Source organism: Polyangium sp. 15x6 (genome assembly GCF_029960785.1).
Lineage (GTDB): Bacteria > Myxococcota_A > Polyangia > Polyangiales > Polyangiaceae > Polyangium.
In genome coordinates this window covers 18185-35785 of sequence record NZ_JASBQE010000078.1, presented here as the reverse complement: position 1 = coordinate 35785, position 17601 = coordinate 18185, and the positions used below count along the sequence as shown (strand labels likewise).

At 69.9% G+C, this 17601-nt stretch carries 17 protein-coding genes; 5 read left to right on the top strand and 12 right to left on the bottom strand.

Annotation, left to right across the window (positions count from 1 at the left end):
• Positions 1-25: 25 nt before the first annotated feature.
• The 4 genes from QHF83_RS38555 to QHF83_RS38540 all read right to left on the bottom strand — a co-directional run bounded on the left by QHF83_RS38555 (position 26) and on the right by QHF83_RS38540 (position 3297).
• Entirely contained in the window at positions 26-994 is a 969-nt protein-coding gene (locus tag QHF83_RS38555; protein ID WP_282423064.1) for a PhnD/SsuA/transferrin family substrate-binding protein, read from the bottom strand.
• A gap of 51 nt (positions 995-1045) precedes the next feature.
• Complete coding sequence (locus tag QHF83_RS38550; protein WP_282423063.1) at positions 1046-2320, bottom strand: response regulator; 1275 nt, start codon at positions 2318-2320, stop codon at positions 1046-1048.
• 341 nt (positions 2321-2661) lie between these two features.
• Entirely contained in the window at positions 2662-2931 is a 270-nt protein-coding gene (locus QHF83_RS38545) for a hypothetical protein (RefSeq protein WP_282423062.1), read from the bottom strand.
• 21 nt (positions 2932-2952) lie between these two features.
• Positions 2953-3297 carry a hypothetical protein gene (locus QHF83_RS38540; protein ID WP_282423061.1) on the bottom strand — a complete coding sequence of 115 codons (345 nt, stop codon included), beginning with the start codon at positions 3295-3297 and terminating at the stop codon, positions 2953-2955.
• Positions 3298-3369: 72 nt separating this feature from the next.
• On the opposite strand from QHF83_RS38540, the gene QHF83_RS38535 reads away from it, so the two are divergent.
• A complete protein-coding gene (locus QHF83_RS38535) occupies positions 3370-4347 on the top strand; it encodes a hypothetical protein (RefSeq protein ID WP_282423060.1) in 978 nt (325 codons plus the stop codon).
• Positions 4348-4410: 63 nt separating this feature from the next.
• Here QHF83_RS38535 and QHF83_RS38530 read toward each other — a convergent pair whose 3' ends face one another.
• From QHF83_RS38530 to QHF83_RS38500, 7 genes are all read right to left on the bottom strand, one after another.
• Positions 4411-5184 carry a LamG domain-containing protein gene (locus QHF83_RS38530; protein WP_282423059.1) on the bottom strand — a complete coding sequence of 258 codons (774 nt, stop codon included), beginning with the start codon at positions 5182-5184 and terminating at the stop codon, positions 4411-4413.
• A gap of 368 nt (positions 5185-5552) precedes the next feature.
• Positions 5553-5978 carry a hypothetical protein gene (locus tag QHF83_RS38525; RefSeq protein ID WP_282423058.1) on the bottom strand — a complete coding sequence of 142 codons (426 nt, stop codon included), beginning with the start codon at positions 5976-5978 and terminating at the stop codon, positions 5553-5555.
• 76 nt (positions 5979-6054) lie between these two features.
• Complete coding sequence (locus tag QHF83_RS38520; RefSeq protein ID WP_282423057.1) at positions 6055-6471, bottom strand: hypothetical protein; 417 nt, start codon at positions 6469-6471, stop codon at positions 6055-6057.
• Between the two features lie 79 nt (positions 6472-6550).
• Positions 6551-9340, bottom strand: coding sequence for a CHAT domain-containing tetratricopeptide repeat protein (locus QHF83_RS38515; protein WP_282423056.1), 2790 nt, complete (start codon positions 9338-9340; stop codon positions 6551-6553).
• Positions 9337-10158: a hypothetical protein gene (locus QHF83_RS38510; protein WP_282423055.1), complete on the bottom strand. Its 822-nt coding sequence runs from the start codon at positions 10156-10158 to the stop codon at positions 9337-9339. The genes QHF83_RS38515 and QHF83_RS38510 overlap by 4 nt, the downstream gene beginning before the upstream one ends.
• Positions 10158-10817 carry a sigma-70 family RNA polymerase sigma factor gene (locus QHF83_RS38505; RefSeq protein ID WP_282423054.1) on the bottom strand — a complete coding sequence of 220 codons (660 nt, stop codon included), beginning with the start codon at positions 10815-10817 and terminating at the stop codon, positions 10158-10160. Before QHF83_RS38505 ends, QHF83_RS38510 begins: the two co-directional genes overlap by 1 nt.
• Before the next feature lie 93 nt (positions 10818-10910).
• Entirely contained in the window at positions 10911-11453 is a 543-nt protein-coding gene (locus QHF83_RS38500; protein WP_282423053.1) for a dihydrofolate reductase family protein, read from the bottom strand.
• A 63-nt stretch (positions 11454-11516) separates the two neighbouring features.
• Between QHF83_RS38500 and QHF83_RS38495 the strand changes: the two genes are divergently transcribed.
• From QHF83_RS38495 to QHF83_RS38485, 3 genes are all read left to right on the top strand, one after another.
• Positions 11517-12512, top strand: a complete 996-nt coding sequence (locus QHF83_RS38495; RefSeq protein ID WP_282423052.1) for a WYL domain-containing protein — start codon at positions 11517-11519, stop codon at positions 12510-12512.
• 42 nt (positions 12513-12554) lie between these two features.
• Positions 12555-13169, top strand: a complete 615-nt coding sequence (locus QHF83_RS38490; RefSeq protein WP_282423051.1) for an FMN-binding negative transcriptional regulator — start codon at positions 12555-12557, stop codon at positions 13167-13169.
• A 152-nt stretch (positions 13170-13321) separates the two neighbouring features.
• Entirely contained in the window at positions 13322-14662 is a 1341-nt protein-coding gene (locus QHF83_RS38485) for a radical SAM protein (RefSeq protein WP_282423050.1), read from the top strand.
• A gap of 45 nt (positions 14663-14707) precedes the next feature.
• On the opposite strand, the gene QHF83_RS38480 is transcribed toward QHF83_RS38485, so the two are convergent.
• Entirely contained in the window at positions 14708-15514 is an 807-nt protein-coding gene (locus QHF83_RS38480; RefSeq protein WP_282423049.1) for an arylamine N-acetyltransferase, read from the bottom strand.
• A 106-nt stretch (positions 15515-15620) separates the two neighbouring features.
• On the opposite strand from QHF83_RS38480, the gene QHF83_RS38475 reads away from it, so the two are divergent.
• Positions 15621-17582: a NusA N-terminal domain-containing protein gene (locus QHF83_RS38475; RefSeq protein ID WP_282423048.1), complete on the top strand. Its 1962-nt coding sequence runs from the start codon at positions 15621-15623 to the stop codon at positions 17580-17582.
• Positions 17583-17601: the final 19 nt, after the last annotated feature.

Here is a 17601-nt window from a genome sequence, read left to right as displayed (position 1 = left end):
GCGCGAGGTGGAGGTGGCGGCGCGCTCATCGGAGCGCGACGATCCCCGCCTTTTCGGCGGCGGTCTTCATGGCGCGGTGCGCATCGTATTGGGCGTCCTCGATCGGGGCGAACCGCTCGATGAGCGCCGCGTCGAGCAGCCGCTTCCCCTCCGGATCCTCGTGCATGCCGAGGAGCGTCCGCCGGAGCGCGGCGCGGAGCTCTGCCGGTAAATCGGGCGAGGCCACGACCGGGCTCACGGTCATGGGACCGATGCTCTCGAGGACCCGCACATCGGCCGCGCGGCCGAGGCGCTTTTCGCGATCGTAATCGAGCACCAGGCTGTCGACCCAGCTCGCGTCCGCCTCGCCCGCGGCCACCATGCGGATCGACTCCTCGTGCGAGCCGGAGCGCACGACCTTGCCGAAGAAGCCGCGCGCGAAGCCGCGCTCCATCAGGTGGTGGCGGGGCGCGTTGTACCCGGTGTGCGACCGCTCGTCATTGTACACGAGGGTGCGGCCCCGGAGATCCTCCAGCGAATGGTACGGGCCATTGCTCCGCACCACGAGATCCGCGAAGTACACGGGCTGGCCCCCATAACGAGGGTACTTCATGATGGGCCCGCCGAGGAGCTCGGCGCGCGGGGTGGGTTCGTCGCGCAGCACGGTATAGGGCAATCCGCAGATGAAGCCGAGCTCCACCGAGCCCGTCTGCAGCATGCTGTTGATGGTGCTGTAGGCGAGGCCCGTCGTGACCTCGATCGTGATCCCGGTTCTCCGGGCCAGGTGATGCGCGATGCTCTCGTAGAGATTGATGCCGGACTCCGACACGAACGCCCCGCTCATCACCATGCGCACGGGGCGCGCGGCCGCCGAGAGCCCTGCTCCCACCACGACATCGGGGCGCTCGGATACGGGCTCCTCCATGGGCCCCGTCAAGACGACGGAGAGCGCCGTGACCGGGACGACGCCTCCCAAAAAGCTCCACATCCCCAGTGATTTCAGCCCCCCACGCATACCACGCTCCTCCCCCGCTGACAGACTGTCGATGCGTCTCTCCTCCGCCTGCTAGCGGCGCCCCATCGCGAATGCGATGCCGCTCTGCAGCGTCCGCTGGGTCGATAACCCGGAAAAAACCTCACCCAGGGCCACCAAGGTCTGCGCCACCTCGGGCCGGATCCCCGTGAGCATGACCTCCGCGCCGAGCAAGCGCGCGCTCTGCGCGATACGCACGATCTCGTCGGCGGTCACCGGCGTGACGCGGGGCACGCCGGTCAAGTCGAGGATGGCCGTGCGCGCCCTGCGCGTCATGATGCCCTGCAGGAGCGTCTCCTGCGCGTGCCGCATCCGCAAGGGCTCGAGCTCGCCCACGAGGGGCATCACCACGATATCGTCGGTGATGGGGATGAGCGGCGTGGTGATCGAGAGCAGCGTCTCGGCCTGCGCGCGCAAGGCGTCCTCCCGCGCCCGCTGCTGCTTGATCGCCTCGTCACGTTGCCGCTCCTCGGTGATGTCGCGCAGGAGCACGAGTGCGTCCTCGGCGTCGATGCCCGCGACGCGCACCTCGAAATGGCGCGCGCCGCCGTCCTGCTCGCGCCGGAGCTCGAAGAGCCGCGCGCTGCCGGTGTCGATGGCGAGCCCCACGTGCTCGGCCATCTGCGCGCCGAGCTCCTCCCCGAGCACGGCGGAAATGGGCTCGCTCGGACGGAACACGAGCGTGGACGCGACGGCACCGCGCGCGGGCTTGAAATCGCGGCACGTTCCGTCCCGCCCGACGACGAGCAACGCGTCGGGCAGTGCCGTGAGGATCCCTCGGTTTTTCGCCTCGCTCCGCCGGAGATCGGCCTCGGCGTGGGCCGAGCGATCAGCCTGGTTCCATTTCTCGGTGAGCGCGCAGGCGATCTGGCGGACCTCCACCGGATCGAAGGGCTTCTTCAGGATCAAGAAGCGATCGGTCACCCCGAGCTTCGAGGTGATCTCGGCCCAGGAATGGTCCGAATAAGCCGAGCAAATGACGGCTTGCAACGTCGGATCCTCGGCCCAGAGGTGCGTCAGCGTCTCCAGCCCGTCCCACCCCGGGGGCATACGCATATCGACGAAGGCGAGCGCATAGGGCGCGGCGACGTCGCGAGCTTGCCGCACCTTCTCCAGCGCCTCGGCGCCTTGCGAGGCGAAGCTGAGCTCGAAACCCAAAACGGGCGACGCGGCGACGTGCGCCCCGAAGATCGATGCCTCCATCGCATCGAGGTCGTATGTGTCCATACGACATTTCAGTATCTCCTGAAAGTCGCGGTGAATGGAGTCGCTGTCGTCCACGACCAGGATGCGTCGGTTCTTTGACAAGGTCGCGTCCATACGTGTTTTGCCAACGTCTCATGGAAAAGAACGCACGTCCATCAGGACGAATGCTGGAAACTTGCGCACGGAACGAGCTCCCATCCGTTGTGCTCGATTCGATGGGGACGTTCCGGTGCCTTCGGATCACGCGACGATAACGACGGCTGTCGTTTCCCCGTCCCGGTGCCCGTGGCGTAGGGCGATGCCGAATCCCCGGAGGTCGCCATGACGTGCGTGATGGAAACCGAGGCGCCCGCGCGTATCGTCTCGCCCGTGGACCCGACAGCCTACGAGCCGATCGTCCTCTCGCCCGAGCAAGAGGAGACCCACACGCTCCACACGTCCTTTCACGACGCAGCCGAGACCGAGCGCAAAGCCCAATGGGTCACGCGCAAGAGCGACGGGACGAACGACGGCCCGGTGCGCTGGTACCACCCGAACGGCGCGCTTTGGCAGGCCGGCGTCTCGATCGGCGAGCCGATCGGGACCTGGCACACGTTCCGCCAGGACGGCTCGCTGATGTTCGAGGAGGTCGCAGGAGGTGACGGCGTCTGGCACGTGACGGTGTTCGAGGACGACAAACCCGTTCGGAAAGGCAAACGCTCGCGAAACGCCAAGGGCGAGCAGGTGTTCGAGGGCTACTGGACGATTTTCACGAACGGCGTGCCCACGCACGAGGAGCGCTGCCCGCGCGGCGATGCATGGGGCAGCTCCCTGAACGCGACGCGACCGATGCCCGACGCCATGCGCGCGGCGCTCCTCGCGACCGACGTGCCCGCCGCGCTCGCCGCGCTCCGTCGCACGCTCCCGTCGCCGAACACGCGCGACGTGTTGTGGGATGACGATGAGAGCGTCGTCTCGGCGGCGCGCGTGCTCTGCGCGCTGCCGTCTCCGGAGGTGGCTCCTGCGCTCGAAAAAGCGCTCGCGGGTGCGACCGGCGAGCGGCTCGCGGCGCTGACGCTCGCACTCGAGTCGTGCCGCACGAGCGCGCTCGCGTCCGATCACGCCACGCTCGACGTGTACCTCGCCGAGCGCGCGAGAGCGCGGGGCGCGGGATGCCGGCGATTCGCTTCCGCGACGGCGTGGAGCTCTCCACAGACGCGCGCCGTGGGCTCCTCGCCGCGCTCGCCGCGGATGATGCGAGCGTGCCCTTCGGCGGCCTCGCCGCGGTCCGCCGCGAGATCGACGACGGCGATGCGGCCGAGCTCCTCGCGGCGATGCAGCGCGAGATGCTCGGGCACAAGCCGTGGCGCGTGCTCGCGATCGGCACGCTCGGCAGCGACGCGCAGCTCGACGCGCTCGGCGCCGGGGCCCGGACGCCGCTCGAGATCGAGGCGCTCTGCCGGAGTGGCCGCGGCATCGCGTTCGAATGGCTCGATCACCTCGCAGAGCACGGCGAGCCGGCGCTCGCGAGGGTCGCGGGGGAAGCGCTCCGCCGTGCGTGTGAGGAGCGGGGTGTCGACCGCGATCGACTTTTCGACCACACGACCCCGCACGCGCCGCACGATCCCGAGAAGACGCGCGCGACGCTGCGGCGAAGGCTCGAAGCGGCGATGATCGAGATCGACGAGGCCGCGCTCGTGGCGCTGCGCAGGCAGCTCGCGGCGCTCGCGCTCGTGCAGCCTTTTGCGCAGCTCGAACGCCCCTTCACCCGCGACGCCGAGGCCCAGCTCTCCGCGCTGATCGCCGCGACCGAGCCGCGTCCGCTCGTGGCCTTCGAGGGCCTTTTGCGGCAGCGCGGCTACCATCGAGGCGAGGTCGAGCACGGTGTCGTGACCGACTCGAGACGTCCGCTCGCGGACGGCTGGGTCCTGATGGCGCGGCACGACGCGATCTGGGTCCGGGAGCGGGGTCAGAAGAAATGCGGCCTCCAGGGCATCGAGCCGGTCCGGCTGCCGATCTGGGCGCCGCCGACGCCGGCGCTCTTCAGCGAGGCCTTCGAGGACGCGCGCGTCGTGCTCGAAGGCGGGGTGGGAGCGAAGAAGGCGAGAGCGCCCAAGCCGCGCAAGCCCCGGACCCCTCCGGCGACGTGATCGGCGGACGATGCGCCGACGGGCCGCGCCCCGTCACCGAGGCGCCTGCCACGTTCCGCCATTTCAGTTCAGGCACTCGGCCTTCAACGTCCCGATCTCCGCGGCCGTGAGCGCTCGGTTGTACAGGTAGACGTGGTCGATGTTGCCATTGAACGCGCTCCACGACGGGTGATTGCCGATCACCACCGGGCGGCTCGATTGCTGCAGCGTCCCGCTCGCCGGCGTCGACGCCACGAGGGCGCCATTCCGGTAAAGGAGCAGGTTCGCCCCGTCGTAAACGCCGGCCACGTGTTGCCACACGCCCGTCGCCGCCGGCGCCGCCACGTCCTTCGTGACGCCCCATTGGCCGCCCGGGAATGCCACCGAGAAAAGGACGTTCCCCGAGGACACGCCGAGCTGGTAGGAATCGAGGGCGTACCATTTGCTCAGGATGGTGCCCGACGCGAGGGACTGAGGCCGCACGCAAGCCGAAACGGTCATGGCGGTCGTGAAATCGAGCGCCGCGTGGTCCGGGATCTCGACCTTGCCGTTCGTCCCGTTGAACTCGAGGCTCTTGCCGCCTTTCGCGCCCGCGGCGCAACTCACGCCGCCCGACCGGACGCCGTGAAGATCGTTGCCCGATGAATCGAACGCGGCGGCGCCGCTGCAATTGACGTCGAAATGCCACGCCGCGGCGGGCCATGCGATCTGCAGCGCCTCCTCGGCCTCGCCGACGCGCTCCTCCTCGACACCGTACTCCTCGACGACGTCGTCCGCGCCGCCGGGGTCCGCAATGCAAGCCGTCGCGACGAGGCCGGTGCCGATGAGCAATGCCGTGAAAATCGAGTTCGTCTTCATGGTGTGTCTCTCTTCCTCTGGTTTTCGAATGGTCTTCGTCTGGTGCCCCCGCAGGGGCGATGGCTCTCGGGGCAGACGAGGGCAGGGGGCCTTCGCGGCGCCCGTGCCTCGCCTCCCCGCGTGAATGTTCTCGGGCAGCGCTCTTTCGTGTCCTCGCGCTCGCCTCGATGGTTCTTACGACGAGGGCTCCCGATTTCTGACGACCCTCGCCGTTTTTTTTTTTCGCGCCGGCTACGTCACCGGATCCTCACTGCGGACGCATGGGTGCATCACGCGGGGTGATGCGTGGCGCGGCGGCAGAGGTGATACGGGGGAGCAGGGGGCCGGGTGGGCGGCAGGAGGGGAGGCGCGCAGGGGCAGCGCGCGGGTCATTCCACGGGGAGGAGGATTTCCGAGTCGTTCACCGGAATCTTTTCCGTGTGGTAGCCCGTCCTCCCCTGCCAACCGAGCAGACCATAACCGACGTTCCTCTGCGCGCCCTCCGAGACCCAGTACGTCGCCTTGCCCGGCTCGTACGTCCGGGGCGCGAGCCCATAATATTTGCCGAGGACCTGCCCCGTGGACGAGTAGAGGACGAGATCCATCGGGGGCATCTGGTCCACGCCGTCCAGCGACGCATACACCAGCGTTTCGTTGATCACGTACCTGCACGCGCCACACTGCGGATCGGTCGGTCGCGGCAGCGGAGCTCGAAGCGCCATGACGGCCGCTTTGCTCTCCACCGCCTCGGGCGCGCTGCTCGAGGCGCAGCCCATGACCAGAATGCACAATCCGAACACAATTTGATTTCGCATCGTATCCCTCCGCGCCTGTCCCTTACGACGACGCCCCGCCCGGTCTGACAACCCCACCGCAGGCAGAGCGCGCTGGTCATTCCGTGAGGAATCCGGACCTGTACGCGACCGGGATCGTTTTGGTTTGGTAACCCGAACGGCCCTGCCAACCGAGCACGCCATAACCGACGTCCTGCGTCGCGCCGTCCGGGACCGGATACGTTGCCTTGCCCGGTGCGTACGTTCGGGGCGCGAGGCCGAAGTGTCTCTGGAGGACCTGCTTGGACGGCGAGTAAAGGACGAGATCCATCGGAGGCATCTCGTCCATGCTGTCCAGCGAAGCGTACACGGTACGCTCCGCCAGCACATACGAACACGCGCCGCATTGCGGATCGGTAGGATCCGGCCACGTGCGGGCCATGACGACCGGCACGCTCTCCTTGGTGTCGGGCGCGCTGCCCGAGGCACAACCCATGACCAAAAGGCACAAACCAAGCGCGATTCGATAATGCATGACGTCCTCCACGCCTGTCCTTTACGACGCCGCGTTTCGGAGTCTGACAACCCCACCACATTTTTCTGACAGCGCGCGATCAGGGCACGAGCACGCGCAGGCTCGCCCAGTCGGACGCGGCATCCTCGCCCCGGACCGCGAGCGCCGCGTCGCGCAGGGCGGCGGCCGCGTCGATCGGGCCACGCGCGGACGGCGATCCATAGAGCGCCGCCATCATGCGCTGGGCCATGCGATCGTCGATCGGACGCGTCGCCGCGATCACCGACCGAGCGCCGGCCACGACGAACGCCTGGGCGAGCCCGAGCCCCTCGGCCCGCGCCTCGGTCGCCGTCCGTGCCGTGTCGCACCCGGACAAGACGACGTGCGCCGGCACCCGCGGCAAGGAAAGGACGTCCCGCACGCTCAGGAAGCCGCCCTCCGCGAGCGGCAAGCCGCTCTCCCAGCCATCGCGCCCGCCGAAAAAGCCATGCCCCGCATAATGGAAGAGCATGGCCCCGGGCGTTTCGAGCCCCTCGCGCACCGCGCCCAGCGTGGCCTCCCGGGTCCAGAGCCGCCGCACCCGAAAGCCCCCCCGTTCTTCGAGCGCCCCGGCGACGATCTCGGCCTCGCGCCGCGCCGCCGGCAAGTCGCGACGTGGATCGGCCACCACCACGGCCCACGCCGATCCCTCCGCGGCCGGCGCCTCGGCGCTCTCTCCGCGCCCGGGCAGGTCCACCGCGTAGGCCACCGGCGCCCGCGCGAGCAGCGGCGCGCCACGAAAGGGCAGGGCCTGAAAATCGATCCGATCGAGCTCGCCATAAGGCGCGAGCCGGATCCGCCGGGCCGCCGTGATCACGTCCCCGAAAGGCTCGAGCAGCACGCGCGAGAGCTCTTCCGGCGTCGGCGTCGCGCTCGGCGCGGGCAACCTGCGCGCCGTGACGCCCTCGCGGGTGAGGGCAAACCCCGCCCAGCCTGCGCGAATCGGGTGGTACACGAGGAGCAGCTCGCCCGGCTGCACGGGGGGCAGCGCCGCGCCTCCGTCGACCTCGGCGCGCCCGAGCACCGCGAGCGCTTGATCGAGCGCGGCCACGAGCTTCGCCTCGCGCGCGCTCCTCGCCGCGCGGGCCCGCGCGAGCGCGTCGGCCGCGAGCTTCCAGTCGCCCCGGGCCTCGTGATCGAGCGCATCCCGCTCGCGTCGATAGTCCAGAATGGCGCCCTCCCAGCGAGCCCGCTCCTCGGGGCCGAGTGCCGCGATACGGCCCTGCCACCGCAGGGCCGCGAGCGAGCGCGCCCGCGAACGACGCGCGGCCCGGGCGGCCTCGGCCGGATCGTGGCGCAGGAGGAAATCGACCCGCCGGCGGGCGCCCTCGTCGAACCGACCGAGGAACGTCTCGCGCCCCTGCCCGAGCGGGACGAGCAAGCTGTGGTCGTCGAGCAGCGCCTCCGCCTCGGCGTACGCTTCCTTCGCGGCCGCCACGCGCCCGAGCGCCTCGAACGCCTCCGCTCGCCCGAGCGCCGCGCGAAACCGGCTCGCCGGCAGCACGCCCGCGGCCGCGATCTCCGCCATTCGTTCGTAGATTCGCAGCGCGCGCGCCGGCGCGCCGCGCCCGAGGGTGATGCGACCTTCGATGTCGAGCAGCCACACCGCGAGACGCGCGTCCGGATCGGGCCGCTCGCGGCGCGCGAGGGCGAGGTACTCCGCCGCCCGCGCGGCGTCTCCGCCGAACAGCTCGCCGAGCGCGAGGTTCGTGAGCGCATTGGCGAGTTTTTCGCCGTCCGGGCACGCGCCCCGGTGAAGGGAGAGCGCTCGCGAGAAGGCGGCGATCGCGTCCTCGATGCGGAGCTCCGATCGATCGCCCCGCGCGATGGCTTGCAAGGCGAACCAGCCGACGCTCGTGTGCATCGAGGCCTTTCGGCATGGGCTCGCGTCTTCGGGGAACGACGCGCGCACCTCGGCGAGCAGCGCTTCGCCCTCCGCGCCTCGCCCGAGGATCTGCAGCATGTCGGCCTCGAGCTGCAGCACGTCGAGGCGGTGCAGGGCGAGCCCGAGCCGCTCGGCGCCCTCGGCCGAGGCGCCGAGGAGCCGCAGCGTGGTGCGCAGATCGCCGGTCTCCGACGAGAGGAGCCCGGCGTAATAGGACAGGAGCACGCGCCCCTCCGGGTGCCGATCCGCGAGCGGCTCGAGGCGTTCGAGCACGCGCCGCGCCTCCGCGAGCCTGCGCCCGTGGTACGTCAGCGTGTAATAGAGCGCGAACCCATCGAGGAACTCGTCGGAGATCCGGCCGAGCGCGCGGTGGGCCCGCATGCTCTCCTCGAAGCGCCCGATCGCCGCCTCGATCCGGCCCTGGGCCCTGTCGATCCGGGCGAGCTTGCCGAGCGCCCGCGCCCGGCGCGCCGGATCGGGATCGGAGGTCATCGCGGAGAGCTGCTTCGCGGCCTCGTCGAGTTTGCCCGTTTGCCGCAGGGTTTCGGCCTCCTTCAAGGCGGGATCGGGGCTCGGCGGGCGCAGCGGCAGCCGGAAGGCCGCGCGCCGATCGCCGAGCGTGGCCGTGACGGAGAGCTCGCGCGTGGGGGCGGGGACCTCGATCCGGCCGAGCGTGCCGCCCTGGATCGCGGCGCCTTCGAGCGGGGCGGCGCGGGCGTCGAGGGCCGCTTCGATCCGGGCTCCCGGCGGCGCCTTCACCCAGACGCGCAGGGTTCGATCCTCGGGCAACTCGCAGGCGGGTTCGGCGAGCACGGCGCCGCAGCCCGCGACCTCGACTTCGAGCGGCAGGGGCGGCGGGGGCGGGGAGGGGGTTGCTTCGAGGCGCGTATCGCCGCGCGTGACGAGCGCGAGCGCGAAGAGCAGGGCGGGAACGAGCGAGGACGCTCGCGCTGGCGCCGGCGTCATGGATCCACGAGCACGATCGCCTGGCGAAACAGCCGCACGCGCGCGTCCGCCTCCGCGCCGCGGACCACTGCGTCGGCCTCGGGCAGCGCTCCGACGCGGCCGACGGCGATCACGATCTCGTACGAACCCGCGGAAAGGTTGGGGAACAAAGTTTCCCGCTCCCCTGCGACGCGGATGGCTCCATCGGGCGAGATTTCAGGCTGGATCGGCCACACACGCGCGCGTCCATCCTGGATCAAGAAGCCGCCCGCGGCGATCGGCTTCCGGTCCGGCGTGGCCGGGCGGAGCACGATCTCCAGGGACGAACCCGGGCCGAGGCGGAGCGGCGGGCGCGGATCGGTCGGCGCGGGCTCCGCGCGGGTGCTGTGCTCACCGCCGAGAAGGCTGACCTCGTAGGCGGGAAGCGGGTCCCCGTTCGAGGGCCCGCGAGCGGGCAGCCCGACGAGCAATGCGACGGCCGCGGCGGCGGCCAGCGCGGCGACCGCGGGCACCCACGTGCGTTTCTTCGGGAGCGGGATCACCTGGGCGCCTTCGCGGGGCGGTGGAGCCGGGGCGGGGCTCTCCTCGGCGGCGGCCTTCTCCTTTGCCATCTGCGCGAGGATCCCGTCCGTGAACCGCGCGCGCGCCTTCTCATCGAGCGGCCTGAGCATGTGCCAGGCCTCCTCGTGCCGCGGCGACCTCCGCGCGATCTCTTCGAGCGCCGCGCGATCTTGCTCGGGCAGGCTCCCCTCGGCCAGGGCGGACCAGCGCGGATCGTCGTCGATCTCGTCCTCGCGCGCAGCCTGCGCCACGGCTTTCAGCAGCTCATCCGTGGTCATCAGGGGGGCCTCCGCAGAGATCTACGATCCGGATCCTCGTTTTCTGACACGATCTCGGCGGCGATCTGCCGGACGAGCTTCCCGATCCGGCTGCGCCACGCGTAGACCGCGTCCGGTGTGAGGCCGGTGTCCGCGCAGACCTCCTCGGTCGACCGCTCCTCGACGAAGAGCAGGAAAAAGAGCTCGAGGCCTCGGTCGCTCAGGCGCTCGCGCAGGCGGTCGACGACCGTCCGCAAGGCCTCGCGGGTGAGCGTCTCGAGCTCGGGCCCGACGTCGCCCGGGGGCGCGTCTTCGGCGAGATCCTCATCCGCGGTCGGATCCTCGGTCCAGGGGCTGCGCCGCCGGCTGCGCAGGATGGCGGCGATCTCGTGATCGGCGAGCAGCCCGACGAAGCCTTCGAGCGAAGAGCCGCGGGCGGGGTCCCACTTGCGCAGGGCCTGCCCGCCGTTCGCGAAGATGGCGAGGAACACCGACTGCGTGAGGTCCTCGACCTCCTGCCGGACATCCCGCCCGAGCGCCGCCCCCCGGCGCCGCCGGAGCGCCCTGGCGACGCGCATCTGGACCACGGGCGTGAGCCTGTCCACGAGCGCGCGCACGGCCTGCCGCTCCCCCACGAGGGCTTTCGCTACCAGCGCGATGGTCAGCTCGGGGGCGAGCACGGCCGAGAACCTACCGTCCTGCCCGGGGAGGGGGCAAACAGACGGCGGAACTGGGAACGCGCCGTACCACCCGCCCGAGGGGCGCCCCCTGCACTATACGCGTGGGATCGTGTATCGCAGCTCGACGAACCCGCGGTCGAAGCGGGTGATGCCCTGGAGCTCGAGCGGGCCTGGAATCGAGGCGGGCAGGAGCGGCGCCCCGCTGCCGAGCACCACGGGCGCGACGCCGAGCAGAATCTCGTCCAGGAGCCCTCGCCGCGCGAACTGCGCGACGACGTTGCCGCCGCCCACGAGCCAGATGTGTTTCCCCTCGGCCGCGCGCGCCATCTGCTCGTGCACGATGCCCACGTCCTCGGAGGTGAACCGGATGTCCGCGCCCTCGAAGGCCGGCAGCGCGCGATGCGTGAACACCCAGGTCGGTAGACCGGCGTACGGCCACGCTTTCAGGCCTTCGGCGAGGATGAACTCGTAGGTCGCGGCGCCCATCGCCAGCGCGCCGATCCCGGCGAGGAAGGCCTTGTAATGCGGGTCCACGCCCTCGACGTCGTTGAATTGAAACAGCCAGCCGAGACGCCCCTCGGCGTCGGCGATGTACCCGTCGATGCTGGCCGCCACGTAGTATTGAGTTCGTGTCATGAGCGGAAGATACCCGCACATCCCTGACACCTTCTGTCAGCGTTTTTCTGGCATGATGCGAGTGTGCGATCCAGCCGGCTTCTCGCGCTTCTCCTCATCCTCCAGCGACGCAAGCACGCCACGGCGACCGCGCTCGCGGACGAGCTCTCGGTCTCGGTCCGCACGCTCTACCGGGACATCACGGCACTTTTGGCGGCCGGGGTTCCACTCTGGACCGAGTCGGGCCCGGGCGGCGGGATTCGCCTGGCCCCGGGCTGGCGTACGCACCTCGATGGCCTGACCGCCGAGGAAGCGAGCGCTCTGTTTTTGTCCGGCGCGCCGCAGGCGGTCGCCGACCTCGGATTGGCCACGGTCGCCGCGACGGCGCGGGCCAAGGTCGACGCGACCCTGCCGGCGGAGCTGCGCGGCCGTGCCGGCCGGATCCGGGAGCGATTCCTGCTCGATGCGCCGGGGTGGTTTTCGCGCCGGGAAAAACTCGACGCGCTGCCAGCCGTCGCCGAGGCCGTCTGGGAAGGTCGTCGGCTCGACCTGCGCCACGGGGAGAGGTCGGCCCGTCGTCGCGTGGACCCGCTCGGGCTCGTCCTCAAGGCGGGCACGTGGTACCTGGTCGCGCGGCATCGGCGGGCGATCAAGACCTACCGGATCAGCCGGATCCACAAGGCCGAAGCGAGGGCGGATGCGTTTGTCCGGCCGGATGATTTCGACCTTGCCGCGTGGTGGGCCGAATCGTCGTCGGCGTTCGACCGATCGCTCTTGACCTACCCGTGCCGTGTTCGTCTGTCGCCCGGCGCGCAGAAGGGCCTGCCGCACGTGGTCCCGCACGACGCCGTGCGCCGGATGCTGGAGGACGCGGGGCCGCCGGACGCGGAGGGCTTTCGGACGGTGGATCTCCTGCTGGAGAGCGAGGACGTGGCCACGCACCAGCTCACGGGCCTGGGCGACGGCGTCGAGGTGCTGGCGCCGGCCGCATTGCGAGAGCGTCTCTATCGCGTGGGCATGCGGATGGCGCTGCGGAATGGTCCAGATGCGTGCAGGGGGCTCGACTCCGAACCCGCGTGATCTCTCGACCACGCGCCGCGCCGTCCGCTATCCTGCGTCCGCGTGTACCTCCCCAGAACGTTTCAAGCGACCAGTCCCGCGGAGATCCACGGCTTCATCGAGGCCCACTCGTTCGGCGCCCTCATCGTCCCGCACGGCGATGGCTCCCTGGAGATCGCGCATCTGCCCTTCCTCCTCGATCGCAACGCGGGCCCGCACGGCAGCTTGCGCGCCCATGTCGCCCGAGCGAACCCCATCTGGAAACTCGCGGGCCGCCCTGCGACGGTCGTTTTCTCCGGCCCCCACGGCTACGTGTCCGCCCGCTGGTACGAGCACCCGCGCGAGCAGGTCCCGACCTGGAACTACATGGTCGTGCACGCCCAGGGACGCCTCGAAGCCCCCATGGATCGAGCGAGCCTCGCGTCTTTGCTCGACGATCTTTCCTCCTTCCACGAGCGAGGCGCGAGCGAGCCATGGCGCATGGAAACCCTCGAAAGCGACGTCCGCGAGGACCTGCTCGACGCGATCGTCGGCCTCACGCTCCCCATCGAGCGCCTGGAAGCCAAGTTCAAATTGAGCCAGAATCGATCTCCGGAAGACCGTGCGCGGGTGATCCGGGCACTCCGGGAGCGCGGCGGCCCTGACGATCTCGCGATGCTCGAATGGATGGAACGATGACATCGTGGCACGACGAGCTCGCTCGACGGATGTCGGGGCCGCAGCGGCACCGGCTGCTGCAGGGGTATCCGATGCTGCCGCTCATGCGCCCTGCTGTGGAGCCGCATCCAAGCAGGCGGGAGAGGGCCGAACGCTGCGCGAACGGTGAGGTCTTGACGACGGGTTTTGTGGAGATCGAGCCCCCTTGGGTGGAGCTCGATCCCACACGCCCGATCCTCGTCGGCGTGCTGCCGCACGCGCAATGCAATCCGCAGGTCGAGGGCTGCGGATTCTGCACGTTCCCGCACGATCGTTACGACAAGGGCCTGCTCCGCCGGACCGCAAAGGCGGTGGCCGACCGGATCGACTCGTTTTTCCTGGAACACAAAGAGCTCGCGGAGCGCCGCGTCGACGCCGTTTATTTCGGCGGCGCGACGGCGAACCTCACGCCGAAGACCGATCTCGCGAACATCGTCGAGGCGCTCGGGCGCCACCTCGATCTCCGCGGCGCCGAGGTGACCCTGGAGGGTGTCCCGAGCCTGTTTCGCTCGCTCCTGCCGGGCCCCTTCGAGGTGCTGCGCGACATGCCGGCCCGGCACCGTCGCATCAGCATGGGCGTGCAGACGTTCGACGAGGCGATGCTCGATCGAATGGGGAGACGCCATTTCGGCGGCCGGCGCGACATCCGGCGCGTCGTCGAGAAGGCGCACCGGGACGGCCTCACCGTGTCGGGCGATTTCCTCATCAACCTGCCGTCCGAGCCCCTGACGCAAATGCTGGCCGATGTGGACGAGGCCGCGGCGCTCGGATTCGATCAGATATGCGTCTATCATCTGGTGCTCGCCGAGGGCCAGGGCACCCCCTGGGCCGAGGACCCGGCCGTCCGCGCCGAGCTCCCTTCCCTCGAGCAGGCCTGCGACAACTGGCTCGCCGTGCGCGAGGCGCTGCGCGAGCGCGGGTACGTGCAGACGACGCTGACCAATTTCGAGCGGGCCGATGTCCACGCGACCGATCGTCGCTTCGTCTACGAGGAGCACAGCTTCACCCCCGAACGGTACGACGCGATTGGTTTCGGGCCGCTGTCGATTTCGACGTTCACGAATCTCGGGCAGCGGCGCGCCGTGAAGTTCGCGCGTGGCAAGACCTTGGAGGGGGCCTTCTGGGGAGCACACGATCTGTACTTTCCGTACGGCGAGGAGGACCTCCGCCTGCTCTTCACGACGCGTAGCCTCGCGCGGCTCCGCATTCCGCGCCCCACGTACCGCGACCTCTTCGGCGTGGACCTCGCCGAGCATTTCGGCGCGCAGATCGAGGCGATCGAGGCCGCCGGCCTCGCGAAGCTCGACGCAGACGCGCTGCACCTCACGCCGCGAGGGATGTTCTACGCGGATTCCGTCGCGGGGCTTTTCGCCTGGCCACGCGTCGAGGCGCTGCGCACGGGCGGCGCAGGCCGGCGGACGCGGGACGTCCTGCAGGACGAGATGCGGATACGATTCCTGGATCCCATGGGCTGAGCCGCGGGAGCGGTTTGCCCAGGGATGGAGCGCGCGCGACGCCCATTACGTCAGGCGCTCGAAGGCAGCTTCGAGCTCGGGCGTGTCGGGCACGGCGAGCAAAAAATCGCGCTCCAGGGTCCGCCTCAGGCCCTGGGCATTCTCCAGGGTATGGCGCTCGGTGGGGCCGCCGAGGCGGTGAACCGCGAATTGCCGGTTTCGAAGCGTGTAGCGGCGACCGGGGACGGACCGGGCCACCATCAGTCCGGTGCGGAAATGCGAGCGCGGATGCGTCGACAGGTAGTAGTTGTAGACCTCGAAGTCGACCGGGTACTGTGGTTTCAGGTCAAAGCGATAGGTCGTCTTCCAGCTCTCGCCGATCCTCGACTGCATCAGGATGTCGTCCTCCCTCTGGAGCAACCGGAAGGGTTCGTGGGGAGTCGGCTGTTCCGTGCCGAGCTCGAGACGTAGCGGTCCTGTGAGGACTTGTCCCCCGAAACCGACGTCGACGATGTACGGCTCGTCGCCGAGGTCGACGCGCAGAAGCATGTGGCTGCGCGGCGTGATCGCGTCCTCGGTGGCATTCCAGAGCACGCGCGCGGCGAGGGCCGTGACACGAAAGCCGAGCGCCTCGAGCGCAGCCTGAAAGAGGCGGTTCTGCTCGAAGCAATAGCCGCCTCGCCGCCCCTCGACGAGCTTTTGCTCGAGCGCCGGAAGGTCGAGCGGCACCGGCCACCCCAAGAGCGGGTTCAGGTTCTCGAACGGGATGGTTTCGGTGTGGCGGAGGATGAGCTCGCGCAGGGCGTCGAGCGTCGCCGCCCGCGGCCCCGCGAAGCCGATACGTCGAAGGTACGCGTCGAGGTCGATGGTCATCTCGTCTCCTCGGGGGAATGTGATTGGCCTCGAAGGGTCTGGCCAGTCGTATCGACGGCGCGCCTACCTGGACCTCATCTGCCGCCGGCGGTAGCATCGCCCCTCGATGTACCCCACGTCCCATCAAGCATTCATCGACGAGCTCGTGCGCACCCGCGGGCTCACGCGCGAGGTGGTCGTCGACGAGATCGTCGCCATCGCCCGCGACGCGGCGATCCGCGTCCTCGGCACGCGGACGCCGATCTCGGTCGAGCTCTCCGAATCCGACCAGGTGCAGGTATGGCAGGTGCTCACGGTCGTCGACGTCGTGAGCGACGCGGCTCGGGAGCTCGCGCTTGCCGACGCGCACCTGATCGCGCCTGACCTGGAGGCTTCCGACGGGCTCTCGATCACGATCGACTACACCCGAGATCCACGCGACGCCGAGCGCCGGGAGAAGCTCAGCGCGCTCGCGGACAAACTGCCGCTACCCCTGTGGGCCGAGGGTCTGTGGGAGGCGCTCGGCGAGGCGCTCAATGACTACTGGCTGCGCCATTTCCCGGGGCCGGTGCTTCCGAAGGGCACGCTGTGGACGCTGCTCTGCGAGGGCGGCGGCTGGCTCGTGGGACACGCGGCGCGTGAGGGTGGCACCACGCTCCGGTTCGAAGACGCGTGGCTCAGGTTCATTCGCTTGACCCCACATCACGGGTGGGTCGACGCCGGGCTCACCGTCGTGGTCGAGCGCGACGGCGGCACCCATCGCTGGCGCTTGCCGTGCTCCGGCAACGACTCGCTCGCGCGGCGGTATCTCGACGTGCCGACGGGGCCGGATGCTCGGGAAGGCTTCGCCCGCGTGTTTGCGACGCTTTGCGCCGAGGTCGACGCGAAGGGTATCGAGAGTTTGTCGGAGTATACGGCCTGTGAGCACCTCATCACCGCGGCGATCCTGCCGCCGCGACCAGGCTCGCTCTGGGCGTGGTGCGAGGAGCATCTTCCCGCGCTGCTCGGCGGGCACCGCCACGCGTTCTCGCTCGCCGGCCGCGACCTCGAGCTCGCGATCACCACCGTCTTCGCGGTGGACCGCAGCTTGCGTGGCTTTGGCAGCAGCAGCGTCGGGCTCACGCTCACCGATCGCAGCACCGGCGACGCGGCACACGCGGGCCTCCCGCTCGGCGGCCTCGAATGCGCGGCGCTGACACGACCGGGCCCTGATGCGACGACCGAGCGGGATCTCGCGGCGATGGCGGCAACATGGCGCGCTTGGCTCGACGTGCATGTCGTCGAGCACCTCCGGCGTGAACCCTTCGAGCTCGTGGACGACTTTCTGTATGCAATGGCGGGCTACTTCCCGCTGGTCGACCTGTTCGCCGCGCGCGTGGAGCACGGGGCGCCGCCGCCTTTGCCCGTGCCGCCCTTCGATTCCGATGCGCTCGCGCGAGCCGCGGCGCTCGTGCGCGCGCCTGCCCCCGAGACGTTCGCGCGCGCCCGCGATGGGATCGGCCCGGAGCGGCTGCTCGGCGTGTTCGAGGTCGGCCCCTATGCAATCGTGCTGGCGGACGATCTCCGGCGCGCTTTCCCATTTGCCGGCGCGTTCGTCGGCCTGCTCGCGCCCGGGGTGGACGGGATCTGCGAGATCCTGCGGGTCGATGCCTGGAACCCGTCGAGCCGGGCGATTGTCGACGGCGACGCCTTCGCGTTCCGGCGGCTATGCGAGTGGCTGCGCGAAGCGCTCGTCCGCAGCGGGCTCGATGCCCAGATCACGTATCATGGCGAGGACGACGCGGACGAGGACGCGGACGAGGATGAGAACGAGGATGAGAACGAGGATGACGACGCGGCGGAGCCCGCGGCGCCGGCGAGCCTGATGCTTTCGGAATGGCTGCGCTTCGGCCTGCCTGATGTGGGCGATCGCTTTCTCGTCGATTGGCGACACCAGTGGCACATCGCGTTCGCGGGTCCCAGCATCGTCGAGTGCTTCGGCGGCATCTACGGCATGAACGGCGACGAACGCGCGCGGATTGGCGAGCGCGATCGCCGGATATGGCGGGCCTTCCTGCACGACGTGATCGATCCACGATTCAGCGCTTGATCGGGCCGCGGCACGCCGA